Source organism: Thioalkalivibrio sp. ALJ21 (genome assembly GCF_000378605.1).
Lineage (GTDB): Bacteria > Pseudomonadota > Gammaproteobacteria > Ectothiorhodospirales > Ectothiorhodospiraceae > Thioalkalivibrio.
In genome coordinates, this window is sequence record NZ_KB905158.1 from 248743 (window position 1) to 264316 (window position 15574).

Below are 15574 nucleotides of genomic sequence, written 5' to 3' on the forward strand. Positions count from 1 at the left end.
TGTAGTTTGATTTCGTGTTCGCTATATTGGGTCCATTATTCAGCCCCTCATGGAGCCCCCGGTATGAGCATTAAAGAGATGCGCGATTCTGTCGTCGATCAGTTTCGAGGCCTGTATGAGCGGGGCGAGATCCTCGCCTTCGCGACCAGCTTCGGGAAAGACTCCACGACGACGCTGAACCTGGGTCTTGAGGCGGCTCTGGCATGCCGGGCCCAAGGGGGCGTGGTGCCCCCCATCTTGGTTCTTCACACCGACACGCTGGTGGAGAACCCGGTTGTGCGGACCTATGCCGACGCCATGATTGCGGGTCTCGAGATCTTCGCCGAGAAGCACGGTCTCGACCTTCGGGTTCGCGTTTCTACGCCATCCTTACTGTCCCAGTGGCCGGTGCAGGTCCTCTCCGGGCGCAGGCTGCCGACGTTTGCTAACCGGGCCCACCGAGCCTGCAGCATCGATCTAAAGCGGACGCCGGCCGAGAGGGCGCTAGCCGAAGCGCGGCGAGAGCTCAAGAAGGAGGGGGGCGACTCAACCCCGATCCTGATCCTGGGTACACGCACCGACGAGTCCGTTGGGCGCGCGATTCGAATGCGGGAGCGAGGGGAGGGCGCCCACGTCCAAGAGACCCTCGATCAAGAGGGCAAGGCCGTCCTGAAGCGGACATTTGCTCCGATCGCCAACTGGTCCACGATCGATGTCTGGGAGTACCTCGCCCTTTGCGGCGAAGGCCGTCCGTTCGGCAGCTTCATGCACGATTTTGCCGAGACCATCGACCTGTATCGCGACTCCGGGAATGAGTGCGTCATCATCCAGGATGCGTCCGGAAATGCGCCGAAATCGGCATGCGGAAGTCGATTCGGCTGCTGGAGCTGCGGGGTCGCTGGATCCACGGACAAATCCATGGGGGCAATGCTGACCCAGCCCCAGTACGCGTTTATGCGTGGATTGAGCGACCTCAGAAACTGGCTGGTGGCCACCCAAGGGGATTACTCGATCCGACGCTGGATCTCGCGCAAGCCACACGGGGACACCGGTTACACCTCGATCTTCCCCGCCGACTACGACGCCAAAACGACACGCTGGCTACTGGCAGTGCTGATCTCGCTCGATCTCACGGAGGCCGACCGGGCTCGCGATTTCAAGCGTCGAGTGATGGCGGGAGGCGCCGAGGCCGACCCGGGTGTTCAGGGCATCCGCGCGTCCGCAGCCGACCCGGACCTCATCGAGAAGCGGGTGGCGATGTACATCGAGCGTATGCAGACCCCCCAGTTCCAGGTTATCTCCCCGGAGGTCCTCGCGACGATTGACTACACCTGGTCCGTAGATGCGCTCCACCCCCCGCACGAGGCCCTGAAAGTGTGGGACGAGGTGGCCAAACAGGGGGCACGCGTGTTTGCCCCGGGATACACCCCGAAACGACCTCCCCAGAAGACCCCGGCTAAGCTCTGGCATCCGCCGCTCCCGAATCCTGGGGTCCTGGGCGCGCATGGCGCTCTTGTGGAGGCCGTAACGGAGGGACGAGGCGTCGGCCTGTACGAGGTGAAGCCTGTTGCCGGCGAGACCCTTAAGGCGGACGGGACCCCGGTCACGCGCCGCCTGCTGAACGCCGAGCGAGTCATGACCGCCGAGACCGATGACCGCTTCGGATGGGATCCGGAAGGCCTGTCATTGTTCATGGAGCTTGAGTGGGAGTCTTCCCTTCAGCTGAACGCCGATTGGCACCGCGGCCTGGTGGGATCCCGAACGGAGGCGGCACTGCGCTACATTCGATTCGGCGCCGTATCGATGGGGCGCGGCCGGGCTCGAGAGCAGGAGGGCATGATCAAGCGCGGGCAGCAATGGGAAGTCGCTGGACTGCATGGCGACTCCAGCCCGGAATCGATCCAGATGCGATGCATCACAGACGCCGAACACGAGGCGATCAAGGACGAGGGGAAGCGGCAGCTCGAGGCCAAACGCGGACAGCAAGACGATCGGGCTACCCGTTACGCGCAACGCGCGGGCCTCTCGGTGACCGATGCCACCCCCATTCGCAAGTCGCGAGCACGCATGAAGCGTGAGATCCCGCGCCTGCGAGCACGCCTGCTGGCGCTTGAGTCTGCGAACGAGGAGGGCCTGGTGCACATGGAAGGCGAGCCACTGCAAGACCTCCTGCGGCGCTACCGGCGCGACTGGAGAGAGTGGACCCGCTACGCCCTGGAGGGCCCGCACGCAAACGCACTCGCACCCCTGTACTGGCGCCTGGAAGCGGGGGCGCATGAGCGCTGCGCGACCCTTCTCGATGCCGGAAAACCCAGCAGCCAGCAGTTTCAGTGGGGCTTTGGCATGGCCCTTTCATTCGACAGCGCCCCGGCACGGGCTCAGCGCCATCGAACCCTCGCCCGCGAAGCGAGAGCCGAGCGCGAGCGGCTCCTGACCCCGGTGTTCGAAAGCGGGCAACTGGGTCTCTTTGCCGCCTAGCAGCCCCCCGGGCCGGCCTCATCTGGCACAGACCAAGTAGATTGTTTTCGTATTACGTTCCCGCTATACTAACTAACAGGGCAAACAAGACGAACTCCACCAGGGCAACCCTCTGGTGTGAGCAACTACTTACGATACCAAGAGGGACTCGCAATGACCGGGCTCAACTCCTGCCATAACCACCCGTATGATGACCGATATCGGGTTCAGGTCGCGAACAACGGGTATTCCCCGGACGGTCGCCTGCAGCGAGTCGAGGTTCCGGTTCAGTGGGTCGTGGCTCAATGCGTTCATGGCGGGCATCCCGACCAGGATCCGAGGTGCGAAGGCTGCATGTGGCGGCCGCCGGCAGGCGCGACCCAAGATCAGTTCCGCGAGCACGAGGAGAAGGTGATTGCGAAGCTGCAGGCGGCCGAGAACATTTCAGAGGCCAGCGGCGCATGAGCAGCCGCCACAAGAAGTTCCGGCCCTACATTCGGCGCCGCCATGCGTCGGATCGCTCGGATGACTTCCACACCGCTTTGCGGCTGTCGATTTTCGACGAAGCCGGGTGGGGCGGATGGGTCCTGGTCCAGCACGGCGTGCGCGGGAAAGTGATTGCGGTTGAACGGTCTCGGGATGAGGTCGTCGGGAGCGTTGTCTCGAGCGGGGAATCCTTCCGTGAATGGGCGCTTCGAGTTCAGGGCTTTGGAGAGATGAAGTTCTAGGCAACGGCTCGCTCTGCCGTGAGGCACGCGATGAGAATCCAGCAAAGAAGGGGCGAACGAATGCAGATCAAAACGAAAGACGGCCAGATCAACATTAACGGACGCGTGTTCAAAGGAACCCACATCACCATCCGCGACGGCGAGATTATTGTCGACGGCGTAATCCAGGATGGAGATCCTCTGAGCGACCTGAATGTGACCATTCACGGGGATGTCGAGCGCATTGAGACCACCGCCGGGAAGGTGACCGCAAATCGAGCCGGCAGCATCCGCACAAAAAGCGGCGATGTCGAATGTGGTGATGTCAGCGGCGACGTGAAGACTATGAGCGGCGATATCGAATGTGGGGCGGTCGGCGGCGGTGTCGAAACCATGAGCGGCGATATTCGTCACCGCTAACATTCAACACAACCAAAACGAGGTAACAACCCATGAGCGATGACTGCGGAATGTTTGGGCCCGACGCCGATCGGATTGCGGCGGAGCATCTTGGGCTCCCGGAGGGATCCAGGATCGTCGCATGCGCCACCGAAATCGACTTCCTCGACACCATGACCCTGGAGCCGGAACTGAACGAAGTCCTGGAAGACCGGGGGTGGATCATGCTGGAGGAAGACGTGCGGAATACGGTCGATTCCCACACCCACGCGATCAAGGTCCCCGCGGGCTGGCGCTTCTTTGGCGTTGCGCCCCCGGAAGGGAAAACCCAGTTTGGCCTGGTCCCGTTCAGCGAAGAGGACGACCAGCGGGTATCGGAGTACATCGACGCCCGGCGCGCGAGCCTGGCTCAGTAATGTTTATCAAGGGTCCGCCCCCGGGCGTAAGCCCAAAATCCGAGGCGCTAGCCGCTTTCTCCGTCGGTGCGGTTGCTGCTGGTGGGGTATCGGGGTAATTAATGACGGCTGGTCCGTGTGCGAGATTTCGAGCCAGAAGAAGGCGGGGTGGCTCACTCTGTGAGCTACCCCCTTGGGTATGCTGCCGTCTTGCACGCAAAAAAAGAGCCCCCTATAGAGGCTCTTCATTTTGCGCTCTGTAACCAGCTTGTTGACGATTACAGATCAAACACAGTTGGCGTTAGCCAACGATGGGAATGTTACACACAACTCAATTCGGCGTCAACAGGGGCTCCATCCATTCTTTGCCCGCGGACGCAGAATCATGGAAGAACCACCGAACCACGGAGAACGCATGAACACACGACTTGCACTTGACCTCGGAAGCTCTTCGATTGGCTGGGCTCTTTTCCGGCTGAACGACGACAGCCGCCCCTGCGCGATCATCCGCTCCGGGGTTCGCATTTTTTCCGATGGGCGGGACAACTACCAAAACTCACTCGGAGCAAGGCGTCGGAAGAAAAGGCTTGAGAGAAGGATGCGTGCTCGTCGCAATAAGCGCGTTCGAACTCTCGCTCGCTGGCTTATTACTCTCGGATTTCTTCCCTCGGATCCGGTTGAGAGACGACTTCTAATGAACGAGTTAGATCCGTATGAGCTTCGAAGCCGGGGCGTCCGTGAAGAACTGACACGATTTGAATTTGGTCGCGCCGTCTTCCACCTGGGCAAGCGCCGCGCCTTCAAATCGAACCGGAAAACGGACACGGAGGACGAGAAAGAGTCCAACATGAAGTCGGCCATCACGACCCTGGAAGGGGAGCTGCAAAAGAGTGGCACCACTCTGGGCGACTGGATGTATCAGCAGCGAAAAAAGGATTCATCCTTCAGTCTTCGATTTCGCCCCAATTCATCTTCGTCTGCCTCGAAACTCGACTACGACTACTACGCAAGCCGGGCAATGGTTGAGGATGAATTCAGAACACTATGGATTGAACAAAAGAAAAGGTCCACCCATCCGGAAGACTTCTCTGACTGGGCTTTTGACCGTATTTTTGATGCAATCTTTTTTCAGCGGCCACTGAAGCCCGTTGTTCCGGGCTTGTGCACGCTGATCCCAGAGGAGCGACGCGCGCCCAAGGCCCTGCCTAGTTTTCAGCGATTTCGACTTTACCAAGAGCTTAATCATGTGCGCCTCGTTTCGGCGGATGGCGCCCGCCGACCGCTCTCTCTTGGTGAGCGAGACAAACTAGCCCTTTATTTGGAGAACCACAAAACACTAAATATCCTCTCAATCCCCAGGAAGCTGAAACTAAAAGACGGATCTCAAGCTATTAACCTATCCGGGGAAGATGGATCCAAAAAGGAACTCACAGGGAATCGTACAGCTTGCGATCTCAGAGGGAACGGAAAGAGCAAACCTGGGTTTGGCGTCGCGTGGGATAATTTCTCAGACGCTCGACAAGAAGAAATCACCAAAAAGCTGCTTAATGAAACCGATGCCGAATCGCTTTCCGGTTGGCTTGTTAGAAACACCGGCGTTTCACCCGACCTGGCGCATACCATCTCTGAAAGGAGTCTAGAGAGTGGGTATTCGCGCGTAAGCGAGAAAGCCATCAGCCTTGTTCTTCCGAAGCTTATGGAGTCGGTCATTCCCTACTCCAAAGCCGTAGAAGAGTCTGAGATCGGGAGTCATTCGGGGCTTTCTCACTATGAAAAAACCGGCGTTCTTCTTGAAGAGCTTCCGTATTATGGCGAATACCTACAGCGCCGAACCGACGGGGGGACCGGAGACCCCCGAGAGACCAACCCAGAAATTCGTTTCGGTAAGATCGGAAACCCCAGTGTACACGTCGCGCTTAATCAGCTCCGCAAGGTTGTAAACGAACTCGTTAGGGAGTATGGGCGCCCAACCGAAATTAATGTCGAGGTTCTTCGAGATCTCAGGCATGGACGCAAGACAAAGAAGAAGATCCACTTAGCCAATCTTGAAAACCAGAAAGAAAACCAACGCCGAGTCGAAGAAGCCCTCCCTTTCCTTGGCGTCAAAAAGGTCAAATCCCTTTCGGATCATAAGCGCTCAAGTGTTGCGAGAAAAATGCGCCTATGGGAAGACCTGGCAAAGAATCCAGGGGATCGTCGGTGCCCATATACCGGAACCCTCATCGAGCCACAGATGTTCTTGAAGACCGGTGAGGTTGAAATCGATCACATTCTACCGCTTTCTGATACGTGGGATAACACCCTATCAAACCTCACGTTGTGCACAAGGGAAGCCAATCGAAAAAAAGGCAAACAAACACCTTATGAGGCATTTGGTCATATCGACGAGGGTCCGTATTCTTATGCTTCGATCAAGAAAAGGGTCAAGTCGATTCGTGATCCAGAGAAGCGTCGACGCTTTCTTGAAAATGCGCTTGATGTTTGGAAGGAAGATCATTCGGGGCCGTCGAGTCGCGCTCTGACGGATAGCTCTTATATCGCTAGAGTCGCCGTTGAATACCTCTCTCTCATCTGCCCGCGGGAGAAGGTTATTCCTGTGTCCGGGCGAATTACATCTCAGATTCGAAAACGATTCAATTTCAAGAAAGGAAGGCACGACCATCGGCACCACGCCCTGGACGCGATTGCGCTGGGCATCGCGGATCATCGCCTAGTGCAACAGTCCGCCAGGACGAGCCGAGAAGCGGACGGCCGATATATGTCCCTGGCCAAATTCATTCGCGAGCCTTGGCCTACATACGAAGAGCACGCAGAACGGGCCATTCGGAATATTGTGGTTAGCTTTCGTCCAGACCATGGCCACCAAGGGCAAATCCATAAGGAATCGCACTGGGGCCTCAGGGGTGATGGGTCCGCGAAAAGGAAAGGGGCTAACAAGCCAAAGACGCCGAATGATGTGACTCGAATGATGTCGATTTCGAAGAGTTCCGACCCTTTGCGAATCCACACAGGCTCCCCCGCCAAAAGCGGAACCGCCTATAAGTTCATGGAAACCAACTCGAATTACTGCCTTGAGATTACGGTTAACGCGAAGGGAAAGTGGTCCGGCGAGGTGATCTCGCGCGCTAAGTCCTATGAGTTTATGCGGGATCACCCGGGGGGCAACATCATGGATGTTTTACCCAAAAACAAAGGCATTAACGGGCGACCTCTCGTAATGAGGCTCACCCAGGGTGACATGGTTCGGATTCATGTTGATGGAAACAAACACATTATGCGCGTGAATAAGATGGGATGGAACGGCAGCGTATTCTTGTCAGAGCATTTCGAATCGAATTGCGATCAACGAAACAGGGGCAAAGCGGAGCCAGGCTTTCGATACCTGACCAAAAGTGCGTCCGGGCTTCAGGCTGCGAATTGCGAATGGATTTCGGTATCTCCGGCCGGCCGAACATCATCTCGATGGCATGCGGCCGCTTGATTTCGTAGCCGCTGATGACTTACCAATTCCTCGATATAGAAGGCTCTGATCGGCACCTCGCATTGGAAGACGGGTTTGTGCGCGTGTCTGCGGAGGGCCAGCGAGGGGGTAACCCCCCCGAACACCGAAAAGTAGCGCTTGATGACGTTTGCGCAATCGCGGTAACCGCTTATGGCGCCACGTACACCAATGCGCTCCTCTCGGAATTGTCGAGGCGTTCGATTCCCCTCGTGGTGTGCGGGCGAAATCACGTTCCTTGCGGGATCTTGCTGGGTCTCGATGGCAATCATCGGCAGGCGAAGCGCTTCGATCTACAGGCATCAGCGAGCCACCCGATGCGGAAGAGGGCATGGCAACAGATCGTCAGATCGAAACTTCAACAACAAGGACGACTATTGGATCGGGAGGGGCGAAACGGCTCATCGCTTTACCGGATGGCTCGTCGAGTCCGCTCCGGGGACCCCGAAAATATAGAGGCGGCAGGTGCGCGATATTACTGGAAGGCCCTATTCGGCGCCGATTTTAAGCGTGATCGTGCACTGCCTGGCGTCAATGGCCTTCTGAACTATGGCTATATGGTGCTGCGATCGACCATGGCGCGATCGGTGGTCGCCACGGGGCTCCACCCAAGCCTTAGCATCCACCATCAGAACGAGGGGAATCCCATGCGCCTTGTAGATGATCTGATTGAACCCTTTAGGCCTGTGGTTGATTCGGTCGTTTTAAGGCTATTGGAGGAAGGCTTCAATGAGGTCGACCGCACCTCCAAACCCGAAATCCTAGCCGGAGTCTTTAATGCCACGCTGGAGATAACTGAAAAACAGGAACGATTGCCTGCTTGCTGTTATTGCGTCTGCCAGTCTCTTGTTAAGGTGTATTCGGGTGACGCCAGAACGCTCTCCCTTCCGCTCGGACTCGTCTCTGCGTCGTAGATTGATATGTGGATATTTGCCCTCTTTGACCTCCCGTCGGACTCACCCTCCAGGCGGCGGTCGGCATCGAGGTTTCGCAAAGACCTTTTGGCAATCGGGTTCCATCGATTCCAGCTTTCTTGCTATGCCCGGTACTGCTTCAGCAGCAGCCAAGCGCATACCATTCAATCGCGAGTAGAGAGGTTTCTCCCGCAACATGGAGAGGTGATAATTTTCTTATCTACGGATCAGCAAATGTCTCGGACTCGTATTTTTTCCGGACGAGCGCTTGTAACCCCTCCATATCCGCCCGGTCGCTTCTTAATCCTGTAGCCCGTACCCCGTTTTCGCGCGCACAAAAAAGGCGCAACACCCTTTTAATTCATGGTGATGCGCCTTCTCTATGCTACTTCACTTGTGTTTGATCTGCAACCGGAACTCCAGCGTCGGCTCTTCGCCGATTTTGGAAATGCTACTTCACTTGTGTTTGATCTGCAACCGGAACCGATGCGGCTCGGCGACGACTGGCGGCAGAATGCTACTTCACTTGTGTTTGATCTGCAACCGGAACTAAAGCCGGTGATCGTCTCGGATCGTAACATGCTACTTCACTTGTGTTTGATCTGCAACCGGAACCCCATGAGATTCTCTCTTTGCAGCATTCTATGCTACTTCACTTGTGTTTGATCTGCAAACGAAAATAAGACGCCTGTTCGGCGGGGGTTGTGTTTATCTTAGTTAACGATGGATCCATCATCAAGAGAAGTGTTTCAGTTTCTGTCGTTTTGTGGAATCATAAAACACACTCATACCCTGCCCCGTGAACCGAGTCCACCTATGCGCAACGATTGCTTCGCCTGTTCACTTTCCGCAAACCGCACGCAAATGGTCGAACCCGACGGCGCCGAACACTCCATTCTCGCCATCGGTGAAGCGCCCGGAGCAGACGAGGACGAGCAGGGTGTCGGCTTCATCGGCGCCTCCGGCCGCACGCTCACGCGCGAGATCGAAAGCGTCCTGGGTCTGGGTCGCGAACAATGGGCGAGGGCGAACATCGCCCGGTGCCGCCCACCCGGCAATCGGAAGCCCAAGGCTGCGGAAGTGAAAGCGTGCGCTGACAAGCTCAAGGAGGCCGTTGCGCTGAAGAAGCCCCGCGTCATCCTCGCGGTCGGGGAGAGTGCCGGGCGCGCACTATGTGGAGAACGACTGAAGGCCGGCGCCTATCTGCCGCAGATCGCGCAAATGCTGGCGGACGCTCGGAAGCACGGCCCCTCGGTTCTTCCGACCTTCGAAGGTTGCCGCGTCCTCCCGATGCCGCATACCTCCGGGCTCGCCTGGAATCGCACGTACTCAACCGCAGACGGTCCCCGGCGTATTGCCGAACTCGGGCGGGATGCGATTCGGCTGGCGGGGTCCTCGTTTCCGCTGAGGCCGTAGGGATCCTCGGCGCCGCCTCCAGGCCCATCAAGCTCGCCCCGTGGGGCGGCGCCCCCACTGACGGTGCGGTGGCTTTGGTTATATAAAGGGTCATCTGGAGGAGGCGAGCCCATGCCTGAACGAACCCCCAATACGATTCGGCCCGAGGATTTTCCCGAGCTACGACTGATCTGCTGGCACCGGGACCCGAAGCGGCCCCTGTCCGAATCCGAGGCCTTTGGTCTTTACGAGGCCAACTGGCGCTATATCGATGTGGGTCGGCTCACCCAGGAGGAGGCAGACCTCATTGATCGCCTCAAGCGCGACTACGGGAAGGGCGTGATCAATGGATGACAAGCGCGACCACCATCGACGCATTATCTCTGTCCTCGAGGCGATGGACGCCGATCTCCTGGAGCGGACGCAATGCCTTTTTGGAGGCGGAACGTCGATCGCCCTCAGGCTGAATGACTTTCGGATGAGTGCCGACATCGATTTCCTGTGCTCGAGCCCGGAAGGCTATCGAGAGCTAAGGAGCATGATTCCCAGGTTCTCGGAAACCGGGTTGTCCAGCCTCTTCCAAAAGCCAGTCCGCCAGCTTCGCGAGGCGCGCGCCGATCGATACGGGATTCGAAGCGTCTTGGATGTCGATGGCGCGCCAATCAAGTTCGAGATTGTCATGGAGGGGCGCATCAATCTTGACGCCTCATTTGAACGCTTCCACGGCGCTCCAGTGCTCTCCATGGCCGACTCCTTCGCCGAGAAGATGCTTGCGAACTCTGACCGGTGGGGCGACCGATCGATTGAGAGCCGAGACATCCTTGATCTGGCTGCAATGGTCCACACTTGGGGGCCGATTCCATTGCAATCCCAGATGAAGGTGTACGCGGCGTACGGCAGCGACCCCATCGATGACCTCCGCAAGGCAGCGCAGTTTGTGCTCGACCAGGATGCCTACCGTGAACGCTGCTTCGAGTCGCTTCAGATTGACTCCGAAAGCCAGGCTTGGGTCACGAATGCGCTTCGGCACCTGGGGGCCGGCAAGGGTCTGGAGGCCCGGAATGCGTCTCTTCACGGCCACCAAAACCATAGGAGCCCCCACTGATGCCAGCCAATGAATTCCAGGCCGCGTGGCCCGATCAATTCAACCTGGTCGCCGAGATCGACTGGACGCGCCCGGCACCACACGACCTCCTGTTTTCCGGTGGCGTCGAAGAGGACCAGTGGGCGTATCTGTATGCGATCGTAGCCTGGGTCGACAAGGGCTGGTGGCCTTACTACATCGGCAAGACGTTCGCTCAAACGGTTTCGAGGAGGAATCAGCAGCCGGACCATAGGGCGCGCCTCGACAAGCTTCAGGCGAAACACCCATCCCTGACGTTCTCGGTTTCACTGGGCACTCCGGACATCACATCCGGCCGGTTTGATGAGGGTGCGATTGATGCCATCGAGGGGCTGCTAATCTTCTCGAACTGGCATGAGGACATGGCGAACGAGCGCAAAATCAACAGCTTCTCCCATAAACATCAAGTCCGCCTTAAGAACACCGGCTGGACGGATCACCTCGAGAAAGAAATCGCCTACGGCGTGTTTTACCGCTAACCCCAACCCAAGGAGCCTCATGGCCATCCAATCAAGCGTGCTTTCTTCGCACCTGGGCGAATCCCTCGAGCACCTTCACCAGCTGCTACTGGCACCCTATAAAGGGGCCAATCCTGATTGCGATGCCGCCATCTTGCCGTTCGAGGCCGCGCAGTCCGCCAGCCGGCCCCACGAATACCTGCAGTGCATGCTCGACGTGCTAAGGGTCACGTTCGAGCCCGCGCCAATCGGCAGCGTGCTCCTGAACGCCAACCCCAACCTGTTCACGAGCATTCCGGCACTGATGGGCGCCTTCGATTTGGGCTACGGGTCACTCGTGGCCGACCCAGCGCAGGCGTTCGGCGATTTCTGGCCCCAAACGATGAAACCTCACCTGCGCAGCCATGGAAGCGATCCCGATGCCGCCCAGGCGGTCTTCGTTATCGTGACCACAGGCCCCGAGCGTTACGGCCCAGCGCTTCTCGACGAGATCGCGCCGGCGCTTGAAGATCAGGCCCACTATGGATTCTGCCTGGACCCGGCACTGGAGGGGCGACTGCGGGTTTCGGTGTGGTGCGTATCCCCGGCGCGCGCGCCCAGCTAACCCCTCATCCTTCCCACTCCTTTGTTTTCGTGTTACGGTGTACTAACACTAATTAGCGATCAAAAGGAAAGGGTCATGGATCAACTCGACGCCATTCTTACGCATGCCCTCTACAAAGAATGCGCCTCCCGTCCTCCGTCCTGGATTCCGATGGACCGCAGCGAGGAGCCGCTTGAGGGGTTTCACTGGATTGCCGGCACCCGCCCCAGAAAAGGCCGCCACAACGAGTGGGCCCCGTTTATGCTGCTCGCGTTTTTCGACTCTCAGGTCTGGCAGCCGGAGTACCCGATCGAGAAGGGCTTTGACCCGGTGAGATCGACCAGAGTGTCGATGGATAGTGCGCACATCCCCGAGTCCTCCACCTGCGGCCTCCCGGATGGCTGGACAGTGACGCACCATATCCCGGTGGTATCTCCCGACACGACCGACCTCGAGCTTCCAGAGTCCGGCGTGATGGCGGGCGATAGCGACCGCTGACATGGATGCTTTCGATTTCGAAAACGTCGACGCCCTGAGCGACTACATTCAGGGCTCGGCCTTGGCTCACCCGGACCTCGCGCTGGCTGCACGCACAACCTACACGGGCGATGGCATCCTGGTCGCTCGCTATGTTGATGTCAGCCTGCATGCCGTCACGCATGAGATGGCGCATGTGATCGACTTCTATCGGCGCGGGCAGACCGAGCGGTATGGCCGCTATGGCTTTGGCCTCAGCTATCCCGAATTGACACTGCTGGACCAAACGTTTCCGAATCCGACTAACACACGCGGCATTCTCTGCGAGTGCCGGGTGTTTGCGATGCAGGCGGTCTTGCTACGAGAGCACCTGGGTTTCGACCTCGATGTAGCCGATTTCTTCGCCGATTCGGCGCGCCTGATCGCCGCCAGTAGCCTCGAGCTCCCGGATGCCTTGCTCATCCCGAGGCGTCGGGCGATCACGCGACATATGAACGCGGAGGAGAGGCGCTTTCGAAAGGCCCAGCACCGAGGTGAAGAGGCGAGGGGATCAAACCCCTACCTGAACCCCTCTGTCTGCTCTTACCGGCAGGATCGCCTGGAGTACGCCCTCAAGCATATGGTTCGCGGATACCAAAACGAGCGCGCAGACGCAGTGCTGGCGGATTATCGCGAGGCCATCTCGATGTTGGCCAGGTATCGTGAGGAGCCCAAAATGGCGGCCTAATGGGTGCTATTGTCCGGGGCTGCTTACCCATTATTTATTGATTACGTGTTACGTTTCTTGTATTATTAACTCTAACGAATGGCTTAGGGCTTCTACAGGAGCACGGCATGTACGACTACACCCGCGTCACCACCTTCATTCCTAACTTCGCAGCCGAGAAGGACCTTCTCCATGTTGCCCGCCTGGGGCTTGCTCAGCTTGAGAATCAGGCTCGGAAGCATGGCCCTCTGACGAACCTGGATAGCGCCCGCAGAGCGGTTTCGGCTTTGGAGGTTGCGATCGTGTCGGCCATCAAAGATGACGAAAAGCTCAACCAGGCGTATCGGGATGAGGCCGAAAAGGATTTCGGCCGTGATGGCGAGCTGGAGTTCGACTATGGCGCGACCATTAGTCATGGCACCGAGGAAGGTGGCGCCTATGTGCAAGGCTGGCGCTGGGTCTCCGACACCCCCGCGATCCGCGCTCTCAAAGGGCTCCCGGAAGAGGAATCCGAGTCTCGGTTTCTGAATTACTATCGCTGCGAAGACTGCGACACCGACTGGGAGGACGAGTGGGATTCGACGTGCGATGACGACTGCCCGAGCTGCGGCAAAGACTTCTCGCCCTACATGTCCGAAGAACTGTAACTGCCCATGATCGCCTGCGCCCATCCGGCCGGGCATTCAAATTGGGAACCAGAAGATCACCCACTCACGAGGTCGCCATCATGACAACGCACACCGAACAATCCTCCTCGGCCAAGCCGGTCGAGTCCCCTGCGGCCGCTATGGCGGAACTGCACGGCGGCTATTGGAGCGAGCACCCTGATTTCCCGCTCGCGGACTGGCGGCACGAGATCGCGAACGATGATACTCGCCAATCGTATTGGGACTGGGTGGTCTCGAAGTCTGAAGAGGGTGGCAAAAAGGCCCGCATCCTCATCACCCTCCAGCTCGACTACGAACTGAACGGCGAGCTCCCGCCATTGGCGTCCGAATTGGCCGAGTCGACGATCGAGCGCGAGATCGAGAATGGCGGGTTCACGGGCGACACCGCGATGTTTATTAATGCCTGGGACCTTAGGGTTCGCGCCATCAGCGAAGACTGATGCACAACGGGTTCAGAGCCGCCATTTGCTAACGACACCGTCTCCCAGCACGATGGCGCAACCCATATCTTCATCGACGCAAAGACCAGGGGTACCCAGACCCGTGAACGCCCGCGAGATGCTAGAGGTCCTGGTCGACGACTACGGCCTCAATATCAACCAAATTGCAGCGGAGTCAGGCCTCCATCAGCCGACCGTCCACCGCGTCTATTCGGGCGACAGCGCATCCCCCAAAGAATCGACGTTTACGGCCATTCGCGAAGTATTCGAGCGTTACGCGAAGGAGGGGGCGGACAGCCCGGTTGCGGTACATTGGTACGAGGTCGTGATTCGCTCCTCGCAAACCCGGACGTATCGCCTCCAGGGGCGCAGCGAAAGCGCGGCGCGCGGGCGTGCCCTCGAGCTGGACTCCCGCTTGGCCGGGGCTGAAAGCGCCGTTCTTTCTGCCTGCGCCCCCGCAGTGTTGCGACGAACTGATCGCGAGACGCCCACCATTGCGCGCTCGGCCCAGCTATCGAGGCCGGCCGGCCCCGTGAGGGTGTCGATGCCGGGGCAGGAGCGTCCCGCCGACCTGACGCCTGATGAGGCTCGCGATTTGCTGTCGTCCCTGCTGGATCAGATGGGTGGGGAGCTCGAGCTGGGCAACTGAGGGGCTGCAGAACGCCGCAGCACTACAGCGCAAAGGCCGAGTGGACGCCGGCAATGCTGTAGATCGCCCAATCCAGCTCACGATCCTCCCACCTTCTCGATCCCCCGCACACCGGAGCCAGGCATACGGCCTTAGGGCGAACAGCCACGAGCGCCTCGACCCGAACCTCTCCAGTCGCCTGCGAGTGCAGCAGCACGTCCACACCCGGTGCCGGCGGCCTAATGCGATCCAGCAGCAGCATCTCCCCATCGCGGTACCTTGGGTCCCAGTGTGTCCCTGCCACCTCCAGCGCCCAGTATTCAGGGCCCGCAGGCCCGCCTGCCGGGAGATACCGGGTCGGCTTGCTCTCAATGGCTTCAGTGCTCCCGTAGATCGGGATGTGCTCGACTGGCTCGGCCCCCGATGACGCGCCGAGGAACCATTGAAGCGGCTTTCCAAGAGCCTCAGCGACAAGCTCAAGATTATCGATCGTTATCTGACCCTCCTGAACCCATCCGGTCACGGCCGAGGGCGAAACACCCACTTGGCCTGCAAGCCACCGCTGCTTGCGACCGATCTCCTCGAGTCCGAGGCTGATTCTTGCTCGAATAATCTCTCGTAACGGGGTTATTTCCGTGCCCATGGGCTCGTGTGTCCTTGATGTGCCTGAGGCCCTGGATTCTACCCGTTCTTACGCGCCCTGAAACCGGGGACCAATTAATCACCTTGCGATTGTTTTCGTATTA

19 protein-coding genes and 1 CRISPR repeat array are annotated in these 15574 nt (G+C 58.6%); of the genes, 18 read left to right on the top strand and 1 reads right to left on the bottom strand.

The annotated features are described in order from the left end of the window. Positions 1-63: 63 nt before the first annotated feature. The 18 genes from F579_RS0114255 to F579_RS0114335 all read left to right on the top strand — a co-directional run bounded on the left by F579_RS0114255 (position 64) and on the right by F579_RS0114335 (position 14849). The gene (locus F579_RS0114255) at positions 64-2457 is read left to right on the top strand and encodes a phosphoadenosine phosphosulfate reductase family protein (RefSeq protein ID WP_019025405.1); all 2394 of its coding nucleotides are present in this window, start codon (positions 64-66) and stop codon (positions 2455-2457) included. A gap of 153 nt (positions 2458-2610) precedes the next feature. Then, entirely contained in the window at positions 2611-2901 is a 291-nt protein-coding gene (locus tag F579_RS15310; RefSeq protein ID WP_155984989.1) for a hypothetical protein, read from the top strand. Further along, positions 2898-3164 carry a hypothetical protein gene (locus tag F579_RS0114265; protein ID WP_019025407.1) on the top strand — a complete coding sequence of 89 codons (267 nt, stop codon included), beginning with the start codon at positions 2898-2900 and terminating at the stop codon, positions 3162-3164. Before F579_RS15310 ends, F579_RS0114265 begins: the two co-directional genes overlap by 4 nt. Before the next feature lie 30 nt (positions 3165-3194). Beyond that, the gene (locus tag F579_RS0114270) at positions 3195-3563 is read left to right on the top strand and encodes a DUF4097 family beta strand repeat-containing protein (RefSeq protein ID WP_196800392.1); all 369 of its coding nucleotides are present in this window, start codon (positions 3195-3197) and stop codon (positions 3561-3563) included. A gap of 50 nt (positions 3564-3613) precedes the next feature. Continuing rightward, positions 3614-3958 carry a hypothetical protein gene (locus F579_RS14720; RefSeq protein WP_231365816.1) on the top strand — a complete coding sequence of 115 codons (345 nt, stop codon included), beginning with the start codon at positions 3614-3616 and terminating at the stop codon, positions 3956-3958. A 394-nt stretch (positions 3959-4352) separates the two neighbouring features. Then, the gene (gene cas9 / locus F579_RS15245) at positions 4353-7418 is read left to right on the top strand and encodes a type II CRISPR RNA-guided endonuclease Cas9 (RefSeq protein ID WP_196800393.1); all 3066 of its coding nucleotides are present in this window, start codon (positions 4353-4355) and stop codon (positions 7416-7418) included. Positions 7419-7432: 14 nt separating this feature from the next. Next, positions 7433-8350: a type II CRISPR-associated endonuclease Cas1 gene (gene cas1 / locus F579_RS15250; protein ID WP_081616936.1), complete on the top strand. Its 918-nt coding sequence runs from the start codon at positions 7433-7435 to the stop codon at positions 8348-8350. A 6-nt stretch (positions 8351-8356) separates the two neighbouring features. Continuing rightward, positions 8357-8662 carry a CRISPR-associated endonuclease Cas2 gene (cas2, locus tag F579_RS15505; RefSeq protein ID WP_081616937.1) on the top strand — a complete coding sequence of 102 codons (306 nt, stop codon included), beginning with the start codon at positions 8357-8359 and terminating at the stop codon, positions 8660-8662. A gap of 70 nt (positions 8663-8732) precedes the next feature. Then, positions 8733-9030: direct repeats of the CRISPR family, unit length 36 nt; unit sequence ATGCTACTTCACTTGTGTTTGATCTGCAACCGGAAC. 136 nt (positions 9031-9166) lie between these two features. Further along, positions 9167-9766 carry a uracil-DNA glycosylase gene (locus tag F579_RS0114290; RefSeq protein ID WP_019025412.1) on the top strand — a complete coding sequence of 200 codons (600 nt, stop codon included), beginning with the start codon at positions 9167-9169 and terminating at the stop codon, positions 9764-9766. Positions 9767-9877: 111 nt separating this feature from the next. Next, entirely contained in the window at positions 9878-10099 is a 222-nt protein-coding gene (locus F579_RS0114295; protein WP_019025413.1) for a hypothetical protein, read from the top strand. Continuing rightward, complete coding sequence (locus F579_RS0114300; RefSeq protein WP_019025414.1) at positions 10092-10850, top strand: nucleotidyl transferase AbiEii/AbiGii toxin family protein; 759 nt, start codon at positions 10092-10094, stop codon at positions 10848-10850. The genes F579_RS0114295 and F579_RS0114300 overlap by 8 nt, the downstream gene beginning before the upstream one ends. Continuing rightward, on the top strand, positions 10850-11347 hold the full coding sequence (locus tag F579_RS0114305; RefSeq protein WP_019025415.1) for a hypothetical protein: 498 nt from the start codon (positions 10850-10852) through the stop codon (positions 11345-11347). The genes F579_RS0114300 and F579_RS0114305 overlap by 1 nt, the downstream gene beginning before the upstream one ends. Before the next feature lie 19 nt (positions 11348-11366). After that, positions 11367-11930: a hypothetical protein gene (locus F579_RS0114310; RefSeq protein ID WP_019025416.1), complete on the top strand. Its 564-nt coding sequence runs from the start codon at positions 11367-11369 to the stop codon at positions 11928-11930. Between the two features lie 75 nt (positions 11931-12005). Continuing rightward, entirely contained in the window at positions 12006-12407 is a 402-nt protein-coding gene (locus tag F579_RS0114315; protein ID WP_019025417.1) for a hypothetical protein, read from the top strand. Between the two features lies 1 nt (position 12408). Next, positions 12409-13113 (top strand): hypothetical protein, encoded by a 705-nt coding sequence (locus F579_RS0114320; protein WP_019025418.1) that lies wholly within the window; start codon positions 12409-12411, stop codon positions 13111-13113. Between the two features lie 107 nt (positions 13114-13220). Beyond that, positions 13221-13739 (top strand): hypothetical protein, encoded by a 519-nt coding sequence (locus F579_RS0114325; RefSeq protein ID WP_019025419.1) that lies wholly within the window; start codon positions 13221-13223, stop codon positions 13737-13739. A gap of 80 nt (positions 13740-13819) precedes the next feature. Then, positions 13820-14200: a hypothetical protein gene (locus tag F579_RS0114330; RefSeq protein WP_019025420.1), complete on the top strand. Its 381-nt coding sequence runs from the start codon at positions 13820-13822 to the stop codon at positions 14198-14200. Positions 14201-14303: 103 nt separating this feature from the next. Beyond that, the gene (locus tag F579_RS0114335; RefSeq protein ID WP_019025421.1) at positions 14304-14849 is read left to right on the top strand and encodes a hypothetical protein; all 546 of its coding nucleotides are present in this window, start codon (positions 14304-14306) and stop codon (positions 14847-14849) included. A gap of 22 nt (positions 14850-14871) precedes the next feature. On the opposite strand, the gene F579_RS0114340 is transcribed toward F579_RS0114335, so the two are convergent. Beyond that, positions 14872-15471 (bottom strand): helix-turn-helix domain-containing protein, encoded by a 600-nt coding sequence (locus F579_RS0114340; protein WP_019025422.1) that lies wholly within the window; start codon positions 15469-15471, stop codon positions 14872-14874. Between the last annotated feature and the right edge of the window lie 103 nt (positions 15472-15574).

What these genes read in the sequence shown, in the direction of transcription:
- F579_RS0114255 (WP_019025405.1), top strand. Translation starts at nt 64, where the DNA reads ATGAGCATTAAAGAGATGCGCGATTCTGTCGTCGATCAGTTTCGAGGC.
- F579_RS15310 (WP_155984989.1), top strand. Translation starts at nt 2,611, where the DNA reads ATGACCGGGCTCAACTCCTGCCATAACCACCCGTATGATGACCGATAT.
- F579_RS0114265 (WP_019025407.1), top strand. Translation starts at nt 2,898, where the DNA reads ATGAGCAGCCGCCACAAGAAGTTCCGGCCCTACATTCGGCGCCGCCAT.
- F579_RS0114270 (WP_196800392.1), top strand. Translation starts at nt 3,195, where the DNA reads ATGAGAATCCAGCAAAGAAGGGGCGAACGAATGCAGATCAAAACGAAA.
- F579_RS14720 (WP_231365816.1), top strand. Translation starts at nt 3,614, where the DNA reads ATGTTTGGGCCCGACGCCGATCGGATTGCGGCGGAGCATCTTGGGCTC.
- cas9 (WP_196800393.1), top strand. Translation starts at nt 4,353, where the DNA reads ATGAACACACGACTTGCACTTGACCTCGGAAGCTCTTCGATTGGCTGG.
- cas1 (WP_081616936.1), top strand. Translation starts at nt 7,433, where the DNA reads ATGACTTACCAATTCCTCGATATAGAAGGCTCTGATCGGCACCTCGCA.
- cas2 (WP_081616937.1), top strand. Translation starts at nt 8,357, where the DNA reads ATGTGGATATTTGCCCTCTTTGACCTCCCGTCGGACTCACCCTCCAGG.
- F579_RS0114290 (WP_019025412.1), top strand. Translation starts at nt 9,167, where the DNA reads ATGCGCAACGATTGCTTCGCCTGTTCACTTTCCGCAAACCGCACGCAA.
- F579_RS0114295 (WP_019025413.1), top strand. Translation starts at nt 9,878, where the DNA reads ATGCCTGAACGAACCCCCAATACGATTCGGCCCGAGGATTTTCCCGAG.
- F579_RS0114300 (WP_019025414.1), top strand. Translation starts at nt 10,092, where the DNA reads ATGGATGACAAGCGCGACCACCATCGACGCATTATCTCTGTCCTCGAG.
- F579_RS0114305 (WP_019025415.1), top strand. Translation starts at nt 10,850, where the DNA reads ATGCCAGCCAATGAATTCCAGGCCGCGTGGCCCGATCAATTCAACCTG.
- F579_RS0114310 (WP_019025416.1), top strand. Translation starts at nt 11,367, where the DNA reads ATGGCCATCCAATCAAGCGTGCTTTCTTCGCACCTGGGCGAATCCCTC.
- F579_RS0114315 (WP_019025417.1), top strand. Translation starts at nt 12,006, where the DNA reads ATGGATCAACTCGACGCCATTCTTACGCATGCCCTCTACAAAGAATGC.
- F579_RS0114320 (WP_019025418.1), top strand. Translation starts at nt 12,409, where the DNA reads ATGGATGCTTTCGATTTCGAAAACGTCGACGCCCTGAGCGACTACATT.
- F579_RS0114325 (WP_019025419.1), top strand. Translation starts at nt 13,221, where the DNA reads ATGTACGACTACACCCGCGTCACCACCTTCATTCCTAACTTCGCAGCC.
- F579_RS0114330 (WP_019025420.1), top strand. Translation starts at nt 13,820, where the DNA reads ATGACAACGCACACCGAACAATCCTCCTCGGCCAAGCCGGTCGAGTCC.
- F579_RS0114340 (WP_019025422.1), bottom strand. Translation starts at nt 15,471, where the DNA reads ATGGGCACGGAAATAACCCCGTTACGAGAGATTATTCGAGCAAGAATC.